Here is a 24,972-nt window from a genome sequence, read left to right as displayed (position 1 = left end):
GCAGTAATAAATAAATATTGATTGTGTTAAGCATAATTTTTGAAAAAAGCTATTTACTGAAATTTTATTAAAATAAGAAACAATCAGGCATGATTATTGAAAGAACAATGAGAAATTTTCTTGTAATTCTATTTATAGTTTTCTATGCATTTGATGCACACGCTGATGGAGCAACAGATGTAATGTGTAATGTAATAGGTTACGTTCATGGAATAGGTGGACCAATGATTACAGTGGTAATAATTGGTTCAAGCTTACTTGCAATATTTGGCAGAATGCCTTGGCCTGCACTTTTCGCACTGGGTATGTTTGTTGCTGTGTTTTTTGGTGCTCCTCAAATTGTAACAAAGGTAACAGAAAAAGAAGTTTGTTGTCTTTTTAAAGGTCAAACCTTGGAGAATGGAAAGTGTGTTGCTGCTCCTGGATATGAACGCGTAGGTACAGGTTATGCTTGTCGTTCCGGTTGGGCGCTAACTAATAAAGGCTACTGTATAAAAGCTGGCCAAGATCCTTCAAAGTATTGGAAGTGAAAATGGTGCTTTTATAGAGTTAAATCTAACAAACCGCAGAGTATATAATTAACATCCACGCCTTTAGTTAGATTCCACTCACGCTTTATTACGTTGTACTCCATGCCAGCCATGTTTTGCAGCGTTACATTATTTTCTCTTAAGTGATTTGCAATTTCTGACGGCTTGAGAAATTTATTCCAGTTATGTGTACCTTTTGGCAGCCAATTTAATATGTACTCTGCACCAATTATTGCAAGACAAAAGGATTTAATAGTTCTATTTATTGTGGATATAAAGATTAACCCCTCCGGTTTTAGCAGTTCTATCGCTTTTTTCATGAAAAGCTCTAAATTATCCACATGTTCAACTACTTCCATCAACAGAACCACGTCGTACTTCTTGTCATTGCTTAGCTCTTCAATGCTGGTGTGTATATATTCTATATTTAACCCTACTTTTTTTGCATGTGAATGCGCTACTTTTATGTTTTCTTCACATACATCTATTCCCACAACGTTAATGCCAACGCGTGCCATTGACTCTGACAAAATGCCACCACCGCATCCAACATCAAGCAATGATAATTCTTTCAAATTGCATTTTTTTAACTCTTTTATTTTCTCAATAATGTAAGATACTCTAACAGGATTCATCATGTGCAATGGTTTGAATTTGCCGTTCTCATCCCACCACTGGCCTGCCATTTTAGCGAATTTTGATATTTCATCTTCGTTATAAGTTTTTGTTTTTTTTTTCTTAGAGGTTATATTGCTGAGTTTATCAAGGCGTTTTTTATGTCTGCTTTCTTTTGAAAATTCTGTTTCGAGGAATTGTTTGACTATGTCTTTTGCTAATCCACTCGCAGTAAACCCTGCACCAAGACACAGTACATTTGCGTTGCCATGCTCGCGAGCTAATTTTGCGATCTCAACACTGTTACATAAAGCAGCGTAGATTCCTTCAAAACGATTTGCCACAGTACTCATGCCCAAACCTGTACCACAAATTAATATCCCATAATTTGCTTTTTTGCTTGTTATATCTTCTACAACTTTAACAGCATAGTTTGGGTAATCTACACACTTTTGCTTAGCAGTGCAGCCTTGATCTACTACTCTGTAACCTAGGGCTTCCAGGTAAGGTTTTATTTCTGATTTTAATTCATAACCAGCATGATCTGAGGCAATTGATACTATACCTAACATATAAGAAATAAGGACATTTTATATGGGTTTGAACTTTCTGTCAAGTCATTCAATGCTTCTGACCTTTTGGGAGTTCTAAAGCTATAGCTAAGGTTTTCCTACGTCATACCGCAATTCATTCCACAACTGTACGAACATTGTGATTTGAGAATAATCTCCGCCAGGAAGGGTGTCATCCCAGTGCTTTGGCACTGAGATCCAGAAAACTTAATTTTAAATAAGTACACCAGATAGCTGTATAATAAGAACTGGATTCCAGTGGGCTTTGTTGCATCGCTCTTCGGATAGTAGGTAACGTACAATAAATTCATGAAGCTATCTCAAACTTAGCCATGCCTATTTCAGTAAATTTGTTAAGCAAATAACACTTGAGTAGCAGTTCCTTCTCACGATTAATTTCAGATTTGCTCCTAAAACTAAACCCAAATGTCTTTTTTAATCGCGAGAAAAAACCTTCTATATAAGATCTTTTTCCATAACTCATCTCTTTTTTCCACTTCTTTATACCATCTTCATCATATGACTTTATGAGCTTGACTGCAGAATTTCTCTCAGCCATATAGTCTAACTTTGGATGCTCTGCTGCGTTGTTTTTCGGAGGAATTTTCGTTTTTATACCATATTGATTACACAGCTTATAGAGCTTTTCTCTGTCATATGCCCTATCTGCATATAGTACTTTTATGACATACTGAAAATCGACTTCTTTTAGCAAATCACAAGCTCCATAGTGATCAGAGTAGACACCGTTACTGTATTTTACAGCTATGGCTTTTTTGCTGTTTGTATTCAACATTACATGCAATTTTCTTGTCTGTTCATAGCTGCGATACTTTCTATCTTCGCTATTTTCTTTGCTATGACCAGGAGTGTTGTTGTATATACTAATTCCTGTACTGTCTATAGCAATTTCGATATCTTCCATATTATTTTTATCAATTCTGCAATCATTGATCTTAATATTGAGTTTCTTAAACCTTCTTGATGATTGTGAATAGCTGATAACTTGCAAATTTTTCCCAATTTGCTCAAGGTATCCTGCTATAAACCCAACTGTTTGCCTCAGGCCTATTCTAAATAAACAAGTTATTATGTGCACCAAAATTACAACTTTATCGCTATAAATATTGTTGCCACCTGGTATTTTTGGACCATTCTCGTACCACTTTTCTATGGCTTCGTTGATATAATGAAAAATATTTCCTCTTTTTTCTAGAAATTTGTTATATTCGCTATGGTTACTGACCCTCATTTTTTGTGGCATATTTTTTCTTCAACAGTTAAATCGCTATTTATAATGAATTTTGTCAGTAACTGCCAGTTCTTTTCACTTGAGCGATGCAACAAAGCCCACTGGGATCCAGGAATTTTATTAAGTTGGTAAGCATAAAAGTGTTATGTAAAATACAACGTTCTTGATGGGATTGCGTGAAATGCTGGATCCCAGTGTCTGGGCACTGGGATGACAAAGGAGGACAGTGTCAGCTACTCGGATGACAAAAAAAGGAGCACTGGGATGACATCATCCTTTTTTTGGGGTTCCAGCGTCACGCGCTACCTTCCGTATAAATATTAAAAAATTTACCAAATGAAAAAAAAGGCAAAAGAAGCCCCGTGGTTGGCTAATTACTTACATTATACTTTCAAGTATGGCGTTTTTTTATTCTAAACGCTTAATAACCGCGATTTAGTTGCTTTTAAGCCGCAACTAATCTAAATTATAAACATTAAGAAATTTACTAAACAGAAAAAAAGGCAAAAGAAACCCTAGGGTAGCTAGTTATTCACTATCCATTTTTTAAATCGGCGTTTTTTGATGTTTTAAATGCTTTATAAGCGTATTTCAGCTTGTGTAGGTAAAAACCTAGAAATTTGATAAAGACATAAGGTGCACATAGTGCAAAAAATTAAACATGAGACGCCAAATACGTTGAGTTTTTTTGTCATTTAATCTGTACAGAGAAGATAAATAAATAGCTTCAGTTTCATGATAAGGGCGCTAGCGGAGTTTGTTAAGTAAGTTTTTTCGTTTCTATGGGTCAGTTGGTACGCGCTTTGCCTTTTAACAGATGTAAAAGCACAATTATTACGAACAACATTCCACCAACAACTGATATAGCGCCACCTATAATGAAGCACGTGCGTGCTAACATTGATGAAATACTTGGCAGATCTGCAACTTTTCTTAAGGCACCATATCCACCAAGCCACACAAGACCAGTGATATGGAGAAAATGCCCTATACTGTAGGCATAAATCTGTAATCTTACCATGGAATTTTTTACCTCTTTAAAGTTTAATTTGGGTAACAGCCAATAAATGAAATTCATAAAAGCTATAGTGATCCCAACTACAGAACCGTGATAATGAGCGGGAATGGTGACATTACCTTCAATAGTCAGCACTCCAAGCACATCTCCATAAGTGAACAACAAAAATGAATGTAATAAATAGTTGCTTTTATCATTAATAAAAGTTCTGATGTTGCAGCACACTAATATTATCAAAAAGCACGGCAAAACTGCTCCAGCAATCCTCATATGCCAAGTAAAAAACTGTATTAACTTGGCACTATCAACTGGATAAACAAAATATACAAACGGTGCGCCTACAGCTAAAATCGTGTTTATAAATAGTGGTAAAATAGTAATTTTATTGCTTGAAGCTAAACTAACATCACTGATCATTAAATAGACTAAAAACATTCCTTGAGTAAAAGCAAACTGCAATAAATGTCCGCCTCCCCAAAAGAGATATTCGTAAAATAAATTATTATCTGAGTGATATAGACCTGGAGGCATATTATTATATGCTAAAACAAAGCAAAGAAATGACGATACAAGTATAATAACTAGCCCAATTTGTCCCATGCAGAGGTATGAGGCTTGCTTATTTGACATATATGCAAGAACTGCATTTATTAATATGCTGGCAATAAATAAACTGAGTCCAAGTAAAAATAATTTGTTTTGTAACACGGGAATATAGTTACTTTTGATAACTTCAGTGTTTGGAACGAATGCAGATACAAACATGAGCAGCATCGAAAGGGTTGATAGAACCCATGAAAAGTTAAACCAACTATTGGTATTTTGTAGGTTTATGACAAAGAGCAGAGATATTATAGAGCACATCCACACCAAAATTGACAAGTTCACGTGTATTACCAGCGCATTATCAAAAATATATTGTGCAGAAGGAACAAGAGAGGAGATAAAAGGCAATCGTAGAAAAATAACAATTATTGACAGTAACCCAGAGCAAGCAAGAGCACATACTGCCAAGAACATCCATTTTCTACAGAGCGGAGCGTTGTCTTGTATATTAAGCACAATCTTTTTTCTCAATTTTGTTCAATACAATATATAACACTGCAATAATACCTAAAACATAGCAATAGTATACGTGTGGCACGACTGCCAAAGGTGAAACTCCAGCAATAGTGCTAGCCAAAAGCAATTGAGCGCCATACGGTATTAATCCTTGAAATACACAAGAAAATATGCCTAGCCATGCTGCACTATAGTGAGGCGGTATTTCATATTTCTTAGCAATATCTCTAGCAATTTCACCACTAAGAATTATAGCGATGGTGTTATTTGCAAGTAAAATATCAAATATGCTGACTATTTTTGCAATAAATAATTGCGCAGTTTTTTGTCCACCACGTTGTATCATAACCCAAGATGAAAGTTTATCTGCAAGCTCCTTAGAATTTTTACCTACTAGTCCTGAAAGTCCGCCAACCATCAATGACAGTAGCATAATTTCATGCATACTCATAAACCCTTTGGTGATGTTTTGGCTTAAAAACAATAAACCATGATTGTTGTTATTTATAAATCCAATAATTCCAGCAAAAGTTATGCTTAAAACCAATGCCGTAAATACATTGATTCCAAAGTTTGCAAGCAATATAAGTATGATGTAAGGAGCCACAAGCAATAAAGAATACTCCTTAACTGAAATAGCAGCACTATTGCTTGAGCTATAAAATAATATAATTATTGTGAATATAGAAGCAATTAGTGCCACTTTTGCATTCAGTTTTAATTTTTTCTTTATATCAGCCTTTTGAGACATCACAGATGCAATTGTAGTATCAGAGATAATAGATAAATTGTCGCCAAACATTGCTCCTCCTACAACAGTTGCAACTCCTAAGGAAGGAGAAATCCCAGCTTGTGTCAGTTCAACTGCAATAGGAGCAATTGTTGCAATGGTGCCCATTGATGTACCAATAGCAGTGGAGATGAAAGCTGCTACAAAAAATAATCCTATGAGTAAAAATTGTGTTGGTATAAATGAAAGAGCCAAATTAACTGTGGCATCAGCACTACCGATTGCTTTAGTTACTTCACTGAATGCACCTGCAAGTAAAAAAATGATGCACATAGTGATAATATTACGATCTCTTACCCCATCTAGAAAGGCATACATTTTTTCTTCAGTATTGCCCTTGTATAAAACCCAACCCAGAGCTATGGCAGGAACAATGGCTACCAGTGGAGATAACTGATAAAAAGCATTTGACACGCCAAGAATAGTAAAATATATACCACTTCCTACAAAAAGAAATAGGAACAGTAAAATAGGCAAAAAATTTGTAAGATAAAACATACCTCTACTCCAGCTCTGATAAACGCAAATCAACTATGATATGATTTATATTATTATAAACCACAGTTAGCACCTTGACCAAGGTTTTTCTAGAAAGCAATCTACCAGAAAAGGTTTCCATGAAAAGGACTATTATAATATATCATCTACTTGAATTAAACTGGGAGATAGAATAAGTAAAAAATATGAATGACATAACAACAAAGCAAGTCATATCCTTATGGGATGCACAAGTTGGTGGATTTTTGCCGGATAAAAGAGAAATGGAGATTGATAATATTTTTTTAATCTAATGCTTCAATGTTTCCGACATAGGAAAAGTATCATCTTTACTTTCTATAGAGGAAGGCACACTATTTTGATTATCATCACCATCAATTGGAGTAGTAGGGTGCATTAAAGCAACTTTCATAACTTCATCAATATTCTTAGCAAAAACTACGTTGATCCCCTCTTTGATGCTTGCCGGAATCTCTTGCATATCTTTCTCATTTTCACTTGGTATAATCACAGTTTTGATTGATCCTCTGAGCGCTGCAAGCAATTTTTCTCTTAAGCCCCCAATAGCTAAAACTCTACCACGCAATGTCACTTCGCCTGTCATAGCAACATTTTTGTTAACTGGTATATTCGTCATAAGAGAAACAATAGACGTACATACCGCGCCGCCAGCAGAAGGGCCATCTTTTGGTACTGCACCCTCAGGTACATGTAAATGTATATCATTATTTTGGAATTTTTCGGGCTTTATACCAAAAAACAAACAATTTGATCGAATATAACTATACGCAGCTTTTATAGATTCTTGCATAACCTCTCCAAGCTTTCCTGTGTATTTTATTTCTCCCTTGCCCGGAATTAGGACTGATTCTATCATCAAAATATCACCACCTGTTTCAGTATAGGCGAGCCCAGTTACTATTCCTACTAAACTCTCATTTTCCGCAATGCCAAAGGTATATTTACGTACCCCTAAATAATCTTGTAAATTGTCAATCCCTACGGATATTTTCTTATTTTTATCAGTCAATATTTCTTTAACTGCCTTTCTCATGAGCTTTGCAAGCTCCCTTTCCATACTCCGCACACCACTTTCACGTGTATATAAACGTATCAACTCGTATAACGCCTCATTAGTTATGTCCCATTCCTTCTGATACAAACCATGCTCCTTCTTTAACTTCGGAATAAGGTGGTGTGTAGCAATACTGATTTTTTCATCTTCAGTATACCCGGACAATTGTATAATTTCCATCCTATCACGCAAAGGATGTGGTAAATTTAAGCTGTTTGCCGTAGCTACAAACATTACACTTGAAAGATCAAACTCAACTTCCAAGTAATGATCCGTAAAGTGTTTATTGTGCTCAGTATCTAAAACCTCAAGTAATGCAGATGCAGGATCGCCACGCGAATCAGAACCCATCTTATCTATTTCATCAAGCAGAAAAAGCGGGTTGCATGAATTAGCTTTTTTCATGTGTTGAATGATTTTACCAGGCATTGAGCCAATATAAGTTTTCCTATGCCCTCGTATCTCAGACTCATCACGCACACCACCAAGAGCTATGCGAACAAAATCTCTTCCTACTGCTCTTGCCATAGACTTAGCTAAAGAAGTTTTACCAACACCTGGCGGTCCAACTAAGCAAAGTATAGGACCTTTTATCTCTTTTACTCTTTTTAATACCGCTAAAAATTCTATTATTCTATCTTTTACTTTCTCTATGCCATAATGATTTTCATCTAAGATTTTCTTAGCTGCATTTAAGTTAATTTTTGCATCTTTGTACTTTCCCCATGGCAACTCAAGCAACCAATGCAAGTAACTAGATATAACTGTAGCTTCAGGAGAAATGGGATTCATTTTCTTGTATCTCTTCAAATCAGTTATAGCTTTCTCTCTTGCTTCCTGAGAAAGCTTTGTTTCATTTATCTTTTTTTCAAATTCATTGAGTATATTCCCTTCATCACCATTCTCAAATTCGCCTAATTCTTTCTGTATAGCTTTCAATTGCTCGTTAAGGTAGTAAACTTTCTGAGTGCTTTCAACTTGCGATTTAATTGTCTTATATAAACGGTTTTGTGCGTTCAAAATACTCATTTCTCTCTCAATAAAAGCAAAAGCTTTTTTTAAACGCTCTTCTGGGTCATAAGCCTCAAGTATACTTTGTTTATCTGATACTTTTATATTTAAATGTGAAGCTACCGTGTCTACAAGTTGATCAACTTCTTTGATTTGATCAATGGAGTTAATGGCAACCTCGGGTTGATTTTTCTTGTTTAGCTTACACCAGCTATCGAACGCGTCTACAACAGACCGCCTTAAAGCTTCTAAATCAATATTGTCTTCATCTTCTTTATAATGATTGTCTAACTCTACCCTGGCTTGTAATAAAGTATGAGAGCTAATATATTCTACAACTCTTCCCCTTCTTATCCCCCGGATTATAACTTTTACTGCATTGTCAGGTAATTTTATTAACGGTTGTACAATGCTTGCTAACACACCTACTTCATAAAGATCTTCAGGCTCTGGATTATCAACAGAGCCATCTTTCTGTGCTACAAGAAAAATCTCATTTTGGTGATTACTACTACTTATTGCATACTCTAGTGCATTAACAGATTTTTCTCTGCCTATGAATAAAGGCACCATTATATTTGGAAAAATTACTACATCTCTTAAAGGTAATACTGGCAATGCAGTAAAACTAGAGCTTACAGCACGTTCAATGTTCATAATATATGCCTCAAATTAATCATTAACCGTTATAACATTGCCATTGTTATTATGATTAACCGTTGCTTTTCCTAATTCTACCATTTTCTTAGTGATTACTATAGTGCTACCTTCAAAGCCTCCGTTTCCAGATGTATACATAATGTCAAGCAAAAGTGACTCCAAGATAGCACGTAACATTCTTGCACCTGTTTTGTAGCTTATAGCCTTTTTAGCAATAGCTGATATTGCTTCATCTGAAAACTCAAGGTTTACTTTGCTAAACGCAAGCAATGCTTTGTACTGTTTTATTAGTGCATTCCTTGGCTCTGTCAACACATGTATTAAATCTTCATGATCCAGCTCATCTAAAACAGCAGTTATTGGAACCCGCCCTACAAATTCGGGTATTAAACCGAATTTGATTAAATCTTCAGGTTGAACATCATGTAAAGCATTCTTTTTCTTTTGCTCTTTAGACTGACTTATATCTGCTCCAAAGCCAACTGACGTTCCCTTTTTTCTCGCTTCAATAATTTTATCGAGGCCTTCAAAAGCTCCTCCACAAATAAACAGTATGTTACTAGTATCCACTTGTATAAACTCTTGTTGTGGGTGTTTTCGCCCTCCTTGTGGCGGAACATAAGCAACTGTACCCTCCATAATCTTAAGCAGAGCTTGCTGGACCCCTTCACCTGAAACGTCACGGGTTATTGAAGTGCTTTCAGATTTTCTTGTAATCTTGTCTATTTCATCTATAAACACTATACCACGCTGTGCTTTTACAACGTCATAATTTGCAGCTTGTAATAAACGCGACAACACGCTTTCTACATCATCACCCACATAACCTGCCTCAGTTAAAGTTGTCGCATCAGCCATAGCAAATGGCACATCTGAAACTTTAGCAAGTGTTTTGGCTAGCAAAGTCTTACCAGAACCAGTGGGACCAATAAGCATTATATTTGACTTCTCGATTTCAATATCACTTATAGCATGAAATTGTACCATGGATTGACAATGGTTATACATAGCTACAGATAAAACGTGTTGCGCGTGTTCTTGACCTACAACATGCTTGCTGAGAAAGTTTTTTATATCCTCAGGTTTCTTTAGTAATAGCTTCATATCAGATATACGATCTGAATTAAAAGATCTATCTTTCTTTTGACTTATTGCTTTATGAGATAATTCTATGCACTCATTACAAATAAACACCTTTAAACCATCCGAAGAGTTAGTAATCAATTTATCTACTTCATCTTGCGCCTTGTTGCAAAAAGAACAGTAGTGTAAATCATTATTGTTATCCATTAACCCACCTTTTGTTTAACTTTAATATTTTCAATTTCAATATCTGTACGCTCAGCTATCACCCTGTCAATTAAGCCAATTTTCCTTGCTTCTTCAGGATCCATGAATTTATCTCTTTCCATCATTCCTTCAATTTTCTTCAGTGAATTTCCAGTATGTTTTTCATAAATTTGATTTAGTTTTTTCTTAACCCGCAAAATTTCATTAGCATGTATTTCTATATCAGTTGCTTGACCATGATAACCACCAGATGGCTGATGTATCATAATTCTTGAATGAGGTAGAGAGTAGCGCTTACCTTTTGTACCAGCTGCAAGCAATAAAGAACCCATAGACGCAGCTTGACCTATACATAAAGTTGAAACGTCTGGGTTTATATACTGCATTGTATCGTAGATCGACAAACCAGCAGTTACAACACCACCTGGTGAGTTGATGTACATACAAATGTCTTTATCGGGATTTTCCGATTCTAAAAATAAAAGCTGTGCTACTATTACACTGGCCATATTGTCTTCAATAGGACCTGTTACAAAAATTATTCTTTCTTTCACTAGTCTTGAATATATGTCATAAGCGCGCTCACCGCGACTAGTTTGTTCAACTACAATTGGTATAAGAGTCATACCTTTTCCTATTAAATATTATCAAATAATTCCTTTAATTCTTTCACAGAAACAATCTGCTCTTCTTTACTAACTTTTTCTATTATATAATCTGTCACTTTATACTCAAGCGCTTGCCCTCTAACTAATTCTTGAAATTGTTTATTTGATTCAAAATGCTTAAGTACTCTGTCAAATTGCACATCTTTACTGACATATTGATTTACAATAACACTCAAAACATCATTTTGAGTTAATGATATTTTATGTTCTGCACTAAATTTCATAAATAACATAGCAAGCTTTACACGTTTTTCAGCTTCTTTACGAGAATCATTTTGAGCACCCAATTCTCCTTCCATTCTTTGTTGCTCCTGTTTTACTATGTCTGTGGGTAAATCAAAACTATAATTAGCATCCAAATAATCAAACAGCTCCTTTTTAATTAAGAGATTTCTCATTTCGGTGCACTGATCACCAATCATTTTTTTTGCATGATTTATTAGCAAAGAATAATCTTTAAACCCAATACTCTTAGCTATTTCATCATCATTTTCAAAATCTTTGGCAATTTGAATCTCATTAACTCGCACAGAAAAATCAGCTTCCTGTCCTGCAAGGGAAATGGCTTGGTAATTTTCAGGAAATTTCAACTTAAAGTTCTTTGTTTCTCCCTTTTTCATACCAGTTAATTGATCTTCAAAACCATTAATAAATGTGCCAGACCCTAAATTAACGGCAAAATTTTTGCTACTTCCACCTTGAAAGAGCTTATTCCTAATCCGCCCTTCAAAATCAATTATCAATTTATCCCCATCTTTCGCTTGATAAGAAGCATCATCAACAGAGGCGAAATTGGGGAACTTTGTTTTAATAGAATCAATAAATTCTTTTATATCTTCCTCTTCAATCTTTGCTTCAATTTTCTTTAAGTTTATTTTGTCAAGATCTATCACTGGTACTTCAGGCATCGACTCAAAAGATAGCTTGTATACAAAATTGCCCTCCTCATTTTCTTTGCCCAGATCTGGTAATGATATAACATCAACCTTAGGATAAATGTGAGACTTGACTTCAATTTTTTTCATCAAATCACTTGAGCAATAATCAATTGTATTATTTATCACATATTCCAAAGCCTCGTTTTTATAATTTGCAACAACAAGGTCATAGGGCATCTTTCCAGCCCTAAACCCAGGTGATTTTGCATTTTCTGCTATCTCTTGCAACCTGGAATTTACCTTTTGTTTTATATAATCACTACCAACTGTGATTTCATACTCATACTTTAGTTTATCTATACTAAGCTCTTTGTAGGTATATACGCTACTTACTTCGACTGTATTTTGAGGTATATTATTAGACATCATAATTCATTTATTAACATTTTAATTCATATCTTAATAGAGTCATTTTACCAGAATTTAAGTTAAACACAATCCTTAAGAACAGGTTTTTACACAAACAAAAGTGTATTTAGTGATTATAAATTTTCCCTTAAAACCTAAGTTACATGACTTTAAAGTGCGGATAGAGGGACTTGAACCCCCACGAGCAAGCTCACCAGGACCTAAACCTGGCACGTCTACCAATTCCGCCATATCCGCAAGAAATTTTCAGTACCCTATTATAGGTATTCCATTAAAAATATTCAAGGTTTAAAGTCTTACTTAATTTATGGTATTTACACAATCAAAAAAGCTTATTAACATTTCTTAATGAAAGCTCTAAACCATGAAAATCAATAATGAGATTAATAACAAGCTTCTTACTCGCAATTTTTTTGATTACACAAAGTGGTTGCACAACCCTTATAATAGGTGGTGTGGTGGCTACAGCGACAGCAACAGCAATAACAATGCAGGACAAATCCTTGGGAAATATCATTGATGATACGACTATGGTCATCAGAATTAATAAGGGGCTCTTAAAACATGGGCTATTTTCATCCATAAAGGTTAAAGTAAGTGAAGGAAGAGTATTGCTCATTGGAAGTGTTGACACTCCTGAAAAACAACTTACAGCAGAAAAAATAGCTTGGCAGCAAAAAGAAATTAAAGAAGTGATAAATGAAATAAGAGTAATACCAATTCAAATGGCTTCCATGCTAGACACCACTGTAGATGGCATGATAACAGCGGAAATAAGAACAAGACTCCTGGGAAAAAGAAATATTAAGTCAATTAATTATAGCGTTAATACGGTTGATAGAGTTGTTTATTTGATGGGTATAGCCCAAAATAAAGCGGAATTAAAAGCTGTAATAGCAATTGCAAGAAAAGTAAAGGGAGTAAAACAAGTTGTAAGTTATGTACGATACAGGTACAGTAAGTTACGCCATTAGGCAAAAATCGCTTTCAAATTATAACATTTGTACAGTTGTGACAATAGGTAGAGAACATAAATGAAAATTGCCTTTCAGATGGATGAAAATATAAATTTTGAAACTGACACTACATTCGTGCTAATAAAGGAAGCACAAAGGAGGAAGCACGAAGTTTTTGTCTATGCTCCTAACAATTTAGCACTAAAGCTAAACCATCCAATTGCTCTGGCTCAGAAAGTCAGCGTTGATGATTTTAGTTTTATCTCTAAAGAGGATGTAGCAATCAACTTGAATGAAATGGACATCATATTTATCAGACAGGATCCACCCTTTGATATGCGTTATATTACAACAACATATATCTTAGAAAAAACCAGCGCATTGGTAATTAACAATCCAACAGAAATAAGAAATTGTCCTGAAAAATTGATAACTTCATTATTTCCAGAGCTAATTCCGCCAACTTTGATTACTGAAAATATATCAATGATTAGAGATTTCTACTACAACTATCAAGATATTATTCTGAAGCCATTGTATAGTTATGGAGGAAACGATGTGATAAGAATACAAGATGAGAATAGTATTCAAGTAGTAGTGGATCTCATGATAGCAAAATACGAATGCCCTGTGATTGCACAATCATTTTGTAAAAACATAGATAAAGATAAAAGAATATTGCTACTTTATGGCCAACCAATTGGTGTAATGAAACGAATTCCAAAAATCAGTGGAGAGATCAGAACAAACATGCGACTTGGAGCAAGTTTTGAGCCCGCTCAAATGAACGATAGAAACAATGAAATATGTAACAAAATTGGTCCTGAATTAAAGAAAAGAGGGCTAATATTTGTTGGTATTGATATTATAGATGACTTCCTGCTCGAAATTAACACAACTTCACCCACGGGAGTAGTTTATATCAATAAATTGTATAATATATCGCTAGAAAAGGATCTTTGGGACGTGTTTGAAGAAAAAGTAAGCAGCCATCAACTAAACCTGTGAACAATCACCTTAACAAACTCAGTAGTCCCATTCTTTATCCCTGTTTTTTCTGTACTATTGGTCATATCACGCAATTTTTGAGAATTATTTAATAGATCAAATAGTACCTCTGTTAGATTTTTTTTTGCTTCACTATTCTGCTCAACTATTATAGCTGCTCTCGAGTCTTCAATATATTTTGCGTTATAAAATTGGTGATTATCTTTTGAGTAAGGGTAAGGAATATATATAGCAGAACGCCTAGCAAGAGTGATCTCTGCTATTGAAGTTGCTCCTGCTCTGCTAATTACCAAGTGAGCATTGGCCAGTCTATTCTCCATATCATCAAAAAATTCACTCAATTCACAATCGATCTTTTCACTTTTGTATAGACTTTTGACCTTGTTTACATTTTTCTTCGTACATTGCTGCGTCACTCTAATTTTCTTTTTCATTTTAATAGGTAAATCACAAATTACGCTGCTTACTACATCATCAAAAAAATTTGCACCTTGGCTGCCTGCTATGACCAATATATTTAGGATTTTCTCAGTGCTAGAATGGCTCTGTGCTTTTATATCAACAAAATTTCCTGTAAAAATACATTTATTGCCCTCTGCATATTTAGTCTCCGGAAAGCTGGTTGCAATTAATTTTGCACTCTTGAAAAAGAATCTATTTACTCTCCCTAAAACTGTGTTTTGTTCATGTAAAATTATAGGTATAGAAAGAACTCTTGCTGCAAGAAGAGTTGGAAAAGAAGCATAGCTACCAAAACCAATGACCGATTTTGGTTTTAATTTTCTTACTTGATACAGTGCTAACATAGAGCTGTATATCAAGAAAAGGAAAAACTTAAATTTGTTGCTGCTTGGTCTACGTAATGGTAAGGTGTAGCTTTCTATGTCGGTATTTTTATTTGTTTTTTTATCAGTGAATAATATGCAATTGTATCCTTGTGTCTTTAGTGCTTTTGCTAAAGCTATGGCCGGAAAGATATGCCCACCTGTGCCACCTGTTGCTAAAATAATATCCATCTGTAAATAATAAATCCTAGATTGTTAACTGTTATTTAACAATTTGCACGTAGAATTTTATTAAGCGTTATGATAGTTGAGTTAAAAATGCCTAAAAGTAATAGTAAAAAAGAACCTAATGAGAAAAATAAACCTCAAGAACAAAGAGAAGGCAGAAGCGGAGGTTTTTTAGAACTGCTAAAAAATATAATAAAAATTCTTTTCAATTCGGTCGTTGACCTACCTGAGCACGAGCAGCATAATAAAATGAAAAGCACTAATCTACAACAAGGTTTGGATACTAAAGGAAAAGGCCCAGAAGATCTTCATCCAAAGGCAAAGCTTGAAGTTAAAGAAGCAGCTAAGGGATTGAAAGAAGAGTTACAGAATTCTGATGCTGGTGGTAATCAATCTATTGAAACTAAAGTGCCTAATCAAACTACTACTCAAGACATTGACAACTCTAAAACGATGGAACGTTAGTTCAACTATTTAACATCTGCAGCAAGCACTGATTCATGTATCATCTCTGAAATGGTTGGATGAGGAAAAATCGTAGATTTTATGTCGAAGTCTGTTCCTTCTAGTTGCTTTGCAAGAGCAAAATTGCTAATTAACTCCGTTACTTCTGCACCTATCATGTGGCTACCCAGAATTTCTCCGGTTTTTTTATCTATAATCGTTTTCACTAACCCTTCAGTTTCACTGAGTGCAACAGACTTACCATTAAAGTTAGAATGAAATTTTCCTATTTTTATATCATACCCACCTTTTATTGCCTGTTCCTCAGTAAGGCCGATGCTCGCTATTTGTGGATGAGAATAAGTGCAATTTGGTATGCACTCTTTTTTTAACGCATGAGTACCTTTACCAGCAATCTTTTCAATGCAGATCACGGCTTCATGGCTCGCTTTATGTGCTAAACATGGTGGGCCAGCTACATCACCTATTGCATACACATTTGATTCACTAGTTTCATACCATTCATTTATTTCAATAAAACCAGAAGGGCTTAATTTAATTTTTGTATTTTCTAAACCTATATTTTCAGTATTTGCCTGAATGCCAACCGCAACAATCACCCTATCAAATTCTTTGCTCTCACCACTACTTAGTAGCACTTGAGCAGAGTCTTTATTTTTAGTCAAAGCTTTTACGCTACTATTTGTATATATTTTTATCCCCTGTTTTGTGAATATTTCTTGTGCTAAATCTGAAATGTCTTTATCCTCCAGCGGCAAAATAGTGCTCTTTATCTCTATGATTGTTACATCAACCCCCAAAGTACTATAAAAACTTGCAAATTCTATTCCAATTGCACCAGACCCTATAATTAGTAGTGATTTTGGTAATTTGCCCGGCATCATAGCATGCTGCGCATTCCATATTAAATCTCCATCTGCCTCTATTCCAGGCAGATTCCGTGCCCTCACGCCTGTTGCTAAAATGATATGCTTGGAAACAATTTCTTGTTCTTCCTTATCGCCAGCAACTTTTATAGTACCATTGCCTGCAAGTTTACCAAAACCTTGATGAACTTTGATATTATTTTTTTTCATCAAATATGCAACACCGCTTGACAATTTATCAACAACGTTTCTTGAGTATTTCACTATTGATTGTATATCAAAATTCGCTCCCTTTACTTCTATACCAAACTCTTTTGATCTTTTTATTAGCCTATAAACCTCAGATGCTCTAAGCAGTGATTTTGTTGGTATACATCCCCAATTTAAGCATATACCGCCTAAATTTTTTTCTTTTTCCACAATTGCAGTTTTAAACCCAAGCTGTGCCGCCCTAATTGCCGCTATATAACCACCAGGACCGCTACCTATAACCGTAATATCATACTCATTCATCAGTTTTCTTCGTATTCAAAAAGATTATATATAACAGATGGAACCCATACAATCAATGGTCTGTCATCTACCGTCTTAAGAGTCAAGATAAAAGTTGTTATTTTTTATCATGGCATTTAAACAAACGATAATTTTTCTCATGACAGCAACTAATGCAACCTTAGCAGCTTTGCCAGAATCAACCAAACGCTGATAAAACGCTTTCATTTTTCTGTTGTGGCGCATAGCAACAAGAGCTGACATGTATAGTGCTTTCCTTGCATAAAACCTGCCTCCTTTGATTTGAGCTTTGCCAACTTTTCTTCCACTTTCACTAGTTTTAGGTGCAACTCCAACTAAGCATGCAATTTCTCTATTCTCTAATCTACCAAGCTCAGGCACCTCTGTCAGTAGAACGCTCGCCGTCTTTGATCCAATACCTTTATAGCTGATTAAAAGCTCATTTTTTCCTTTCAATTCAGCTATTGCGTCTTCTATGTCTTGCCTAATTTCTTTCAATTGTTTTTCAGCAAACCCTATCTGTCTTTCTATGTATTCTCTAGCTTTTCCCGTCGCACTTTGCAGGCGACACTTGTTTGCATGAATTGCATCATTTAAATTACGCTCAACTGCCCCCAGCTCCTTTAATTCCTCTTGCTTTTGTGAAATTATACATCCTTTTACTTCACCGTCTTTACTGACAAATTCAGCGTATTTTTCCAGTAATTTAGCATCTAACTTGTCAGTTTTTGCAAAATGATTGCAAGCTTTGGCAAATGCATATACCCGATTCGGGTGAGCTTTATGGACAGTTATCTTGCAACAATTTTATAATGAGCTTTTCATAGCCACCAGTTTACATATAACTTGATGGGTAAATCGACTATATTTGTTTCTATAAACTTAGATATAGCATCACTCACGTTTGCTATGCGCTTATGCTTGCCATTAATTGAGATGTCCAATGCTTCCTTGGAAACATCTACTCCCATGAAAATTATTCTAGCCATTTTTGTACCTATAAATATAATCAAACAATAATGCAAAATGCTGTATACAGGATTGTAATTCGATCTTTTAGATCCACCTACCGTTCGTACTACATTTTGCTTTAAGCCTTACTATTACCCACAAATAAAAACATAGTATTGTATTTACTCAAATAATTTAATTTTATTAACCTGAAAGCTTATTAGATTAAAATTATTAAACTAAGAGTTATAATTTTAGCAACTAAAAGCTGTAAATTGCACCATATAAACAGTTATTTCAAGCAAAAGTTATGCCATTAAGAGCTATGCAACAAACATTTATATTTGTGGGTAATAGTAAGATCTAAATCCGATAGAGCATTGTTGGCACACCATCAAAAGTCGCCTCAGACCTCTAATGCATCAATGTACAGACTTACACCTTTTAGTTGGTAATACCATTTTAGACGTTTATCATTCGTTTTAGAAAATACTATAGGAGGTTGTCCACAAACCAGTAAATCAAGCATATTCCCTACTTAACATAACTTTACTCATAGCCAGATATATGAAACTTTCAGTAGATGTTGTAAGTAAATCGTACTCCTTTGATAGCCTTCTATTTCTATTGATCCAAGCAAAAGTCCTCTCTACCACCCACCTTCTCGGCTGTACTGAAAATCCAGGATCCCGTTGTGGCAATAGTTCTAGTGGTGTATCTTTATGCACCCAAAACCTACATGGAGGCCTTTTGACAATTTCAATATCTATCCCATATTCTCTCTTTACGTAATCCTTTAAATCTTTTCCTTGGTATCCCATATCAGCCCACATTTTCTTAATATTGCTGTATTTTTCCTTCATATTGTCCAATGCCATCTTCACCCCATCTCTGTCATTTTCGCTTGCAGCTCCTACATAGCAACCAAGCACAAATCCTTGAGTATCTGTGATTATATGTCTTTTTCTCCCCTTTACCTTTTTCGCACCATCATAACCTTTGCCCCCCCTTTTTCCGTGGTTTTTACCGATTGACTGTCCACTATGCATGCGCTCGGCTTCCCATTTTTGACTTACTATATTTAGTGATATCATAGTTCATTTTCTCAAAAATTCCCTGCTTTTTCCATCTTCTAAACTGTTCATGCACAGCCTTCCACGGCGGAAAATCGTGTGGTAAATAGCGCCATTGACATCCTGTGCGCAGTATATAAAGAATTGCATTTACTATCTCACACTTACTGTATTTTGGTGGCCTTCCTCCTTTCTTGTACGATACTCTGAAGTGTTTTTCTATTCTTGCCCATTCCCTTTTACTTAAATCTGTTGGATATTTTTTCCTCATCTCTTACCTCAATATTCTTTCTTTATATACTACGTATTCCTTGGTTTGTGGACAACCTCTAGTAGCGGAATGACGAATTTTTGTTTTTCAAATTGTCAGTAAATCTAAGTCAGTTTAGCTATATAAAACATAGTATAAAAAGAGCTATTTTAGCAAAATTTTAAACAAATAAAGTTAATTACTTCACAATTGATACCTTACGAGAAAAGCACATTTGATACAGATTTAAAATACAAGTTAACGAATTATTATGATTTTTACCAAGATAATAATATAGTAAGGTTTGGTAGTGAGGTATCAAAATGGGAAAATACACTAACGCATGGTTTTATAAGAAGACTGACCCAAATCATCACGATTGTGCAAATGATGGCACTTGCGGGCAATCTATAAAGGATTTTAGGATTGGTGATTCTGATATTTTCTTCTATGATAGTAATGGAACAGCGATTGCGCAGATACCTAAGTTGCCTAACGGAAACTCTATTACATACCGTAATAATTTATATAAAATTGCACAATCAAAAAACTTTGGTGAGAATACAAAATACGTAGGATTACAAGATGTATTACCTAATCAATTCAATTTTGAATATGGAAAGTTGAATTGCGTAATACATTATGACAATGTATCGCAACGGGAGCAAGATCAAATAAAGCTTGATATTCAAAATGCCTATGAGGCATATAAAGCAAAGTTTTGTATGGATAGTGATACTCAAGTGACTGTGCATACCTATGTTTTTAATAATAAATATGATTATAAGGGATATGGCACTTTGGTTCCTGGGTTTTCATGGAATCAATCTTCGCTCAATATTTCTGGTGGGATGACAAATGGAGAAAGCGTATTGCTCTATAAAAACGCTTATACGGACAACGTTTTAGCCCATGAATTTGGTCACGTATTTCAATTCAAGTTTTCCCCAACAAAAGTAAGAGAATTGGACTATAAAAATAGTCAGCTGATGGCAAATGCAATTGGACTTGAGGTAGAAGAAAAAAATTATAAAGCTATTTGCAAGCAGATGGGTGTAGATGAATATAAAGACCGTGGATGGATGTTTCAATTTAAATATAAGGACACAACTGGTAGTATATACCGCAAAGATCTTTCAGAAGCAGAGAAATTTCAAATTATACAACGTGTCAAGAATTCTGGACTAGATGAATATGAAGATCGTGGATCGATGTTTAAATTTAAATATAAAGATACAACTAGTAGTATATACCTCAAGGATCTTTCAGAAGCAGAGAAATTTCAAATTATACAACGTGTCAAGAATTCTGGACTAGATGAATATGAAGACCGTGGATGGATATTTAGTTTTAAATACAAAGGCACCACTTATAACGTAAGATGCAAGGACTTTTCAGAAGAAGAAAAATTTCAATTTATCAAAGACATTAAGAACTCTCATGAATCGCTCGTTAGTGAATGTGATGGATTGGGGAACGATAATACAACTTTAGTGATTTACATTGATGAAAATAAGGAGATAAGTCGAATGTATTTTCAAAACTCCGACAAAAATATATTCAAACAGCTAGATAAGACATTTATAAGCAGAAGTAAACCTGAACAAGATGTGGAAAAATCAAATGAAGTAGAACAAAGTAATGTAGAAGAAGAAAAAAGTAGCCAGCAAGACACTCAGCAACCCAGTAATTTCTTATCCAATATTTTTTCAGCAATTAAATCCATTATTGATTCTATCTCATCACTCTTTTCATGGTTATTTGGGTCGAAAGAGAAAGAGTCTAATCAACAATCTGATGATAATCCTTCTTTGTTTAAGCTCGATGCTAATGAGTTAGATCACGAAGTTAAGCCTGATGCCAATGAGTTAGGTCACGATGTTAGAGATCACTTATCAGACAATTATAACCATTACAACTCATCTGATGGGCTAATGTAATATAGCTAATTTACAGTATCTGTTCAGATGCATGGCTAATGTACAAATATTGAAACAAAAATTCCAGTGCCCCTGTGATGTCATTCCAGTGCTTGACACTGGAATGGCTTTGTTGCATCGCTCTTCGGATAGTAGGTAACGTACAATAAATTCATGAAGCTATCTCAAACTTAGCCATGCCTATTTCAGTAAATTTGTTAAGCAAATAACACTTGAGTAGCAGTTCCTTCTCACGATTAATTTCAGATTTGCTCCTAAAACTAAACCCAAATGTCTTTTTTAATCGCGAGAAAAAACCTTCTATATAAGATCTTTTTCCATAACTCATCTCTTTTTTCCACTTCTTTATACCATCTTCATCATATGACTTTATGAGCTTGACTGCAGAATTTCTCTCAGCCATATAGTCTAACTTTGGATGCTCTGCTGCGTTGTTTTTCGGAGGAATTTTCGTTTTTATACCATATTGATTACACAGCTTATAGAGCTTTTCTCTGTCATATGCCCTATCTGCATATAGTACTTTTATGACATACTGAAAATCGACTTCTTTTAGCAAATCACAAGCTCCATAGTGATCAGAGTAGACACCGTTACTGTATTTTACAGCTATGGCTTTTTTGCTGTTTGTATTCAACATTACATGCAATTTTCTTGTCTGTTCATAGCTGCGATACTTTCTATCTTCGCTATTTTCTTTGCTATGACCAGGAGTGTTGTTGTATATACTAATTCCTGTACTGTCTATAGCAATTTCGATATCTTCCATATTATTTTTATCAATTCTGCAATCATTGATCTTAATATTGAGTTTCTTAAACCTTCTTGATGATTGTGAATAGCTGATAACTTGCAAATTTTTCCCAATTTGCTCAAGGTATCCTGCTATAAACCCAACTGTTTGCCTCAGGCCTATTCTAAATAAACAAGTTATTATGTGCACCAAAATTACAACTTTATCGCTATAAATATTGTTGCCACCTGGTATTTTTGGACCATTCTCGTACCAATTTTCTATGGCGTCATTGGTATAACAAAAAATGCTTCCTCTTTCTTGGAGAAATTTGTTATATTCATGGCAGTTACTGACTCTCATTTTTTGTGGCATATTTTTTCTTTCAAGGTTAAATGGCTATTTATAATGAATTTTGTCAGTAACTGCCATGAATATAACAAATTTCTCCAAGAAAGAGGAAGCATTTTTTGTTATACCAATGACGCCATAGAAAATTGGTACGAGAATTGTCCAAAAATGCAGGGCGGCAACTATATTTATAGTGATAAAGTTGTGATTTTGGTGCATATAATCGTCAGTTTCTTTAGAATTGGTTTAAGACAAACAGTCGGGTTTATAAAAGGGTATTTGCAACAAATAGGAAGAGATTTGGCAGTTATCAGCTATTCACAAGCATCAAGAAGGTTTAAGAAACTTAATATTAAGATAAATGATTGCAGAAAATAATATGGAAGATATCGAAATTGCTATAGACAGTACAGGAATTAGTATATACAACAACACACAGCAAGGAAAATAGCACTGACAGAAAATATCGTGGCTATGAGCAAACGAGAAAATTGCACGTAATGTTGAATATAAACAACAAAAAAGCCATAGCTGTAAAATACAGTAACGGTGTCTACTCTGATCACTATGGAGCTTGTGATTTGCTAAAAGAAGTTGATTTTCAGCATGCCATAAAAGCACTATATGCAGATAGAGCATGTGATAGGCACAAGTTTTATAAGTTGTGTAACGAATATGATATAAAGACAAAAATTCCACCAATAAACAATGCGGCAGAACATCCAGAAATAGATTATATGTCTGACAGGAATGCTGCTATTAGGTTAATAAAATTATACGGTGAAGATGGCATGAAAGAATGGAAAAAAGAAGTAAATTATGGGAAAAGATCTTATATTGAAGGGTTTTTCTCAAGATTAAAGCAAATATTCGGATTTAGTTTTAGGAATAAATCTGAGATAAATCGAGAAAAAGAACTGCTAATCAAATGCTATTTGCTTAATAAATTCACTGATATTGGTATGGCTAAATTTGAGATAGTTATATGAATTTACCATAAATCACCATCTCATAAAGTGTGATGCAACAAAGCCATCCCAGTGTCAAGCACTGGGATGACACCCTCCTTATGGGCCAAAATCACAATGTTCGTACAGTTGTGGATTCATTCGCGGTATCTCGGCATAGATTCCGCTAACAAGTAGCGGAATGACGAATTTGTCGTTTTTTAGATTGTTGTAAGTCAGTTTAGCTATAGCATAATGCTATATTAATAAATAATCTATATAATGCTATTAAATGTAATAATTAAAATCTAAATCACTTTCTCTATAAAAGGAGAAATTTACCTTAATGAAAATATATATATATTTAATATTATTTTTATTTTTTTCTTGCGCTCAACTATATGCTGACGAGGAAATTGCAAAATTTGATTTACTTATTGGCGAGATAAATGAAGCAAGCTTCACTCTTAAAGGTGCAATAAAGGTTACAGTAGAACCAGGCTGGCACATATATTATAAAGATCCTGGAGATTTTGGCCTTCCCACGTCTATTAGTTACAAAGGTAATGCATCAGATATAAATATTCACTGGCCTATTCCAAAGGAACATAAAGATAAAGTAGGGAGAGAGACGTTTGTAAGTAACGTATATGAGGATATGGTATTATTTCCCTTTAAGATGAATATATTTTTAAATCAAGGGTATATTGACCTTAACTTCCATATAAATTATGCGATATGTAAAGATAGGTGCATCCCTAAAAATGTTGAGATAAAAATCAGGCAACCATTAAAGGATTTTATAGATTCTGATATCAATAAACTTATAAATGAGTGGTATGAAAAATAGAGTTCTCATGGGGTAGGTGTCATTCCAGCGCGTGACACTGGAATCTCATTTACTTTTTTGTTCACTATGTGAGGAACTTGGGCCTACAAGTATATAAACATAATGGTTTCGCATAAAAAATTTAGATCCCAGTGTCACGCACTAACTGTACGAACATTGAGATATAAGAGTAATTTGTACCAAGAAAAAAGATGTCATCCCAGTGCTTGACACTGGGATGGCTTTGTTGCATCGCTCTTCGGATAGTAGGTAACGCACAATAAATTTATGAAGCTATCTCAAATTTAGCCATACCAATATCAGTGAACTTATTGAGCAAATAGCATTTAACAAGTAGTTCCTTCTCTCTATTTGTCTCAGATTTATTCCTAAAACTAAACCCGAATGTTTGTTTCAGTCGCGAGAAAAAACTTTCTATATAAGATCTTTTTCCATAACTCATCTCTTTTTTCCACTTCTTTATACCATCTTCATCATATGACTTTATGAGCTTGACTGCAGAATTTCTCTCAGCCATATAGTCTAACTTTGGATGCTCTGCTGCGTTGTTTTTCGGAGGAATTTTCGTTTTTATACCATATTGATTACACAGCTTATAGAGCTTTTCTCTGTCATATGCCCTATCTGCATATAGTACTTTTATGACATACTGAAAATCGACTTCTTTTAGCAAATCATACCAATTCCCATTACAGGGCAAACAGATGG

General features: G+C 34.6%; 17 protein-coding genes, 1 tRNA gene and 4 pseudogenes. 7 read left to right on the top strand and 15 right to left on the bottom strand.

Annotation, left to right across the window (positions count from 1 at the left end; all coding sequences use genetic code 11):
• The first annotated feature begins 107 nt into the window (after window positions 1-107).
• Window positions 108-530, top strand: a complete 423-nt coding sequence (locus OPR21_RS02650; protein ID WP_233395601.1) for a TrbC/VirB2 family protein — start codon at window positions 108-110, stop codon at window positions 528-530.
• A gap of 11 nt (window positions 531-541) precedes the next feature.
• On the opposite strand, the gene ubiG is transcribed toward OPR21_RS02650, so the two are convergent.
• The 9 genes from ubiG to OPR21_RS02605 form a co-directional block, all read right to left on the bottom strand.
• Window positions 542-1,717, bottom strand: coding sequence for a bifunctional 2-polyprenyl-6-hydroxyphenol methylase/3-demethylubiquinol 3-O-methyltransferase UbiG (ubiG, locus tag OPR21_RS02645; protein WP_015589098.1), 1,176 nt, complete (start codon window positions 1,715-1,717; stop codon window positions 542-544).
• Window positions 1,718-2,024: 307 nt separating this feature from the next.
• Window positions 2,025-2,981, bottom strand: coding sequence for an IS5 family transposase (locus OPR21_RS02640; RefSeq protein WP_265029893.1), 957 nt, complete (start codon window positions 2,979-2,981; stop codon window positions 2,025-2,027).
• Window positions 2,982-3,756: 775 nt separating this feature from the next.
• The gene (locus tag OPR21_RS02635) at window positions 3,757-5,007 is read right to left on the bottom strand and encodes a cbb3-type cytochrome c oxidase subunit I (protein ID WP_265030296.1); all 1,251 of its coding nucleotides are present in this window, start codon (window positions 5,005-5,007) and stop codon (window positions 3,757-3,759) included.
• A 34-nt stretch (window positions 5,008-5,041) separates the two neighbouring features.
• Entirely contained in the window at window positions 5,042-6,253 is a 1,212-nt protein-coding gene (locus OPR21_RS02630) for a Na+/H+ antiporter NhaC family protein (protein ID WP_265030136.1), read from the bottom strand.
• 373 nt (window positions 6,254-6,626) lie between these two features.
• A complete protein-coding gene (lon, locus tag OPR21_RS02625; protein WP_265030135.1) occupies window positions 6,627-9,080 on the bottom strand; it encodes an endopeptidase La in 2,454 nt (817 codons plus the stop codon).
• Between the two features lie 15 nt (window positions 9,081-9,095).
• Window positions 9,096-10,373, bottom strand: coding sequence for an ATP-dependent Clp protease ATP-binding subunit ClpX (gene clpX / locus OPR21_RS02620; RefSeq protein ID WP_006279985.1), 1,278 nt, complete (start codon window positions 10,371-10,373; stop codon window positions 9,096-9,098).
• Entirely contained in the window at window positions 10,373-10,999 is a 627-nt protein-coding gene (clpP, locus tag OPR21_RS02615; protein ID WP_006280254.1) for an ATP-dependent Clp endopeptidase proteolytic subunit ClpP, read from the bottom strand. Before clpP ends, clpX begins: the two co-directional genes overlap by 1 nt.
• A gap of 11 nt (window positions 11,000-11,010) precedes the next feature.
• Window positions 11,011-12,345: a trigger factor gene (tig, locus tag OPR21_RS02610; protein WP_010962514.1), complete on the bottom strand. Its 1,335-nt coding sequence runs from the start codon at window positions 12,343-12,345 to the stop codon at window positions 11,011-11,013.
• Between the two features lie 158 nt (window positions 12,346-12,503).
• Window positions 12,504-12,585, bottom strand: a tRNA-Leu gene (locus tag OPR21_RS02605).
• A 140-nt stretch (window positions 12,586-12,725) separates the two neighbouring features.
• Here OPR21_RS02605 and OPR21_RS02600 point away from each other — a divergent pair.
• Window positions 12,726-13,322 (top strand): BON domain-containing protein, encoded by a 597-nt coding sequence (locus tag OPR21_RS02600; protein WP_006279461.1) that lies wholly within the window; start codon window positions 12,726-12,728, stop codon window positions 13,320-13,322.
• Window positions 13,323-13,382: 60 nt separating this feature from the next.
• Window positions 13,383-14,312 carry a glutathione synthase gene (gene gshB / locus OPR21_RS02595; protein ID WP_265030134.1) on the top strand — a complete coding sequence of 310 codons (930 nt, stop codon included), beginning with the start codon at window positions 13,383-13,385 and terminating at the stop codon, window positions 14,310-14,312.
• On the opposite strand, the gene murG is transcribed toward gshB, so the two are convergent.
• Window positions 14,297-15,328 carry an undecaprenyldiphospho-muramoylpentapeptide beta-N-acetylglucosaminyltransferase gene (gene murG / locus OPR21_RS02590; RefSeq protein WP_015589119.1) on the bottom strand — a complete coding sequence of 344 codons (1,032 nt, stop codon included), beginning with the start codon at window positions 15,326-15,328 and terminating at the stop codon, window positions 14,297-14,299. The two genes, gshB and murG, sit on opposite strands and share 16 nt — an antisense overlap.
• A 69-nt stretch (window positions 15,329-15,397) precedes the next feature.
• On the opposite strand from murG, the gene OPR21_RS02585 reads away from it, so the two are divergent.
• Entirely contained in the window at window positions 15,398-15,790 is a 393-nt protein-coding gene (locus OPR21_RS02585; RefSeq protein WP_006279962.1) for a hypothetical protein, read from the top strand.
• A gap of 5 nt (window positions 15,791-15,795) precedes the next feature.
• On the opposite strand, the gene lpdA is transcribed toward OPR21_RS02585, so the two are convergent.
• From lpdA to OPR21_RS02565, 3 genes and pseudogenes are all read right to left on the bottom strand, one after another.
• The gene (gene lpdA / locus OPR21_RS02580; RefSeq protein ID WP_077188576.1) at window positions 15,796-17,169 is read right to left on the bottom strand and encodes a dihydrolipoyl dehydrogenase; all 1,374 of its coding nucleotides are present in this window, start codon (window positions 17,167-17,169) and stop codon (window positions 15,796-15,798) included.
• A gap of 75 nt (window positions 17,170-17,244) precedes the next feature.
• Window positions 17,245-18,158: pseudogene (locus OPR21_RS08740) on the bottom strand (IS110 family transposase).
• Window positions 18,159-18,641: 483 nt separating this feature from the next.
• Window positions 18,642-19,464, bottom strand: a pseudogene (locus tag OPR21_RS02565) (IS5 family transposase).
• Window positions 19,465-19,766: 302 nt separating this feature from the next.
• Between OPR21_RS02565 and OPR21_RS02560 the strand changes: the two are divergent.
• Window positions 19,767-21,383, top strand: a complete 1,617-nt coding sequence (locus OPR21_RS02560) for a hypothetical protein (protein ID WP_265030133.1) — start codon at window positions 19,767-19,769, stop codon at window positions 21,381-21,383.
• A 151-nt stretch (window positions 21,384-21,534) separates the two neighbouring features.
• Here OPR21_RS02560 and OPR21_RS02555 read toward each other — a convergent pair whose 3' ends face one another.
• Window positions 21,535-22,491 carry an IS5 family transposase gene (locus tag OPR21_RS02555; protein WP_265030132.1) on the bottom strand — a complete coding sequence of 319 codons (957 nt, stop codon included), beginning with the start codon at window positions 22,489-22,491 and terminating at the stop codon, window positions 21,535-21,537.
• A 33-nt stretch (window positions 22,492-22,524) separates the two neighbouring features.
• Between OPR21_RS02555 and OPR21_RS08735 the strand changes: the two are divergent.
• Window positions 22,525-23,456: pseudogene (locus OPR21_RS08735) on the top strand (IS5 family transposase).
• 304 nt (window positions 23,457-23,760) lie between these two features.
• Window positions 23,761-24,264: a protein-disulfide reductase DsbD domain-containing protein gene (locus OPR21_RS02540; RefSeq protein WP_015589109.1), complete on the top strand. Its 504-nt coding sequence runs from the start codon at window positions 23,761-23,763 to the stop codon at window positions 24,262-24,264.
• Window positions 24,265-24,529: 265 nt separating this feature from the next.
• On the opposite strand, the pseudogene OPR21_RS02535 reads toward OPR21_RS02540, so the two are convergent.
• A pseudogene (locus tag OPR21_RS02535) lies at window positions 24,530-24,940 on the bottom strand (transposase); the annotation flags it as partial.
• Between the last annotated feature and the right edge of the window lie 32 nt (window positions 24,941-24,972).

Origin of the sequence: Wolbachia endosymbiont (group A) of Philonthus cognatus (assembly GCF_947251755.1) — a bacterium.
GTDB classification, from domain to species: domain Bacteria; phylum Pseudomonadota; class Alphaproteobacteria; order Rickettsiales; family Anaplasmataceae; genus Wolbachia; species Wolbachia pipientis.
This window is presented reverse-complemented; position numbering and strand designations above follow the sequence as displayed.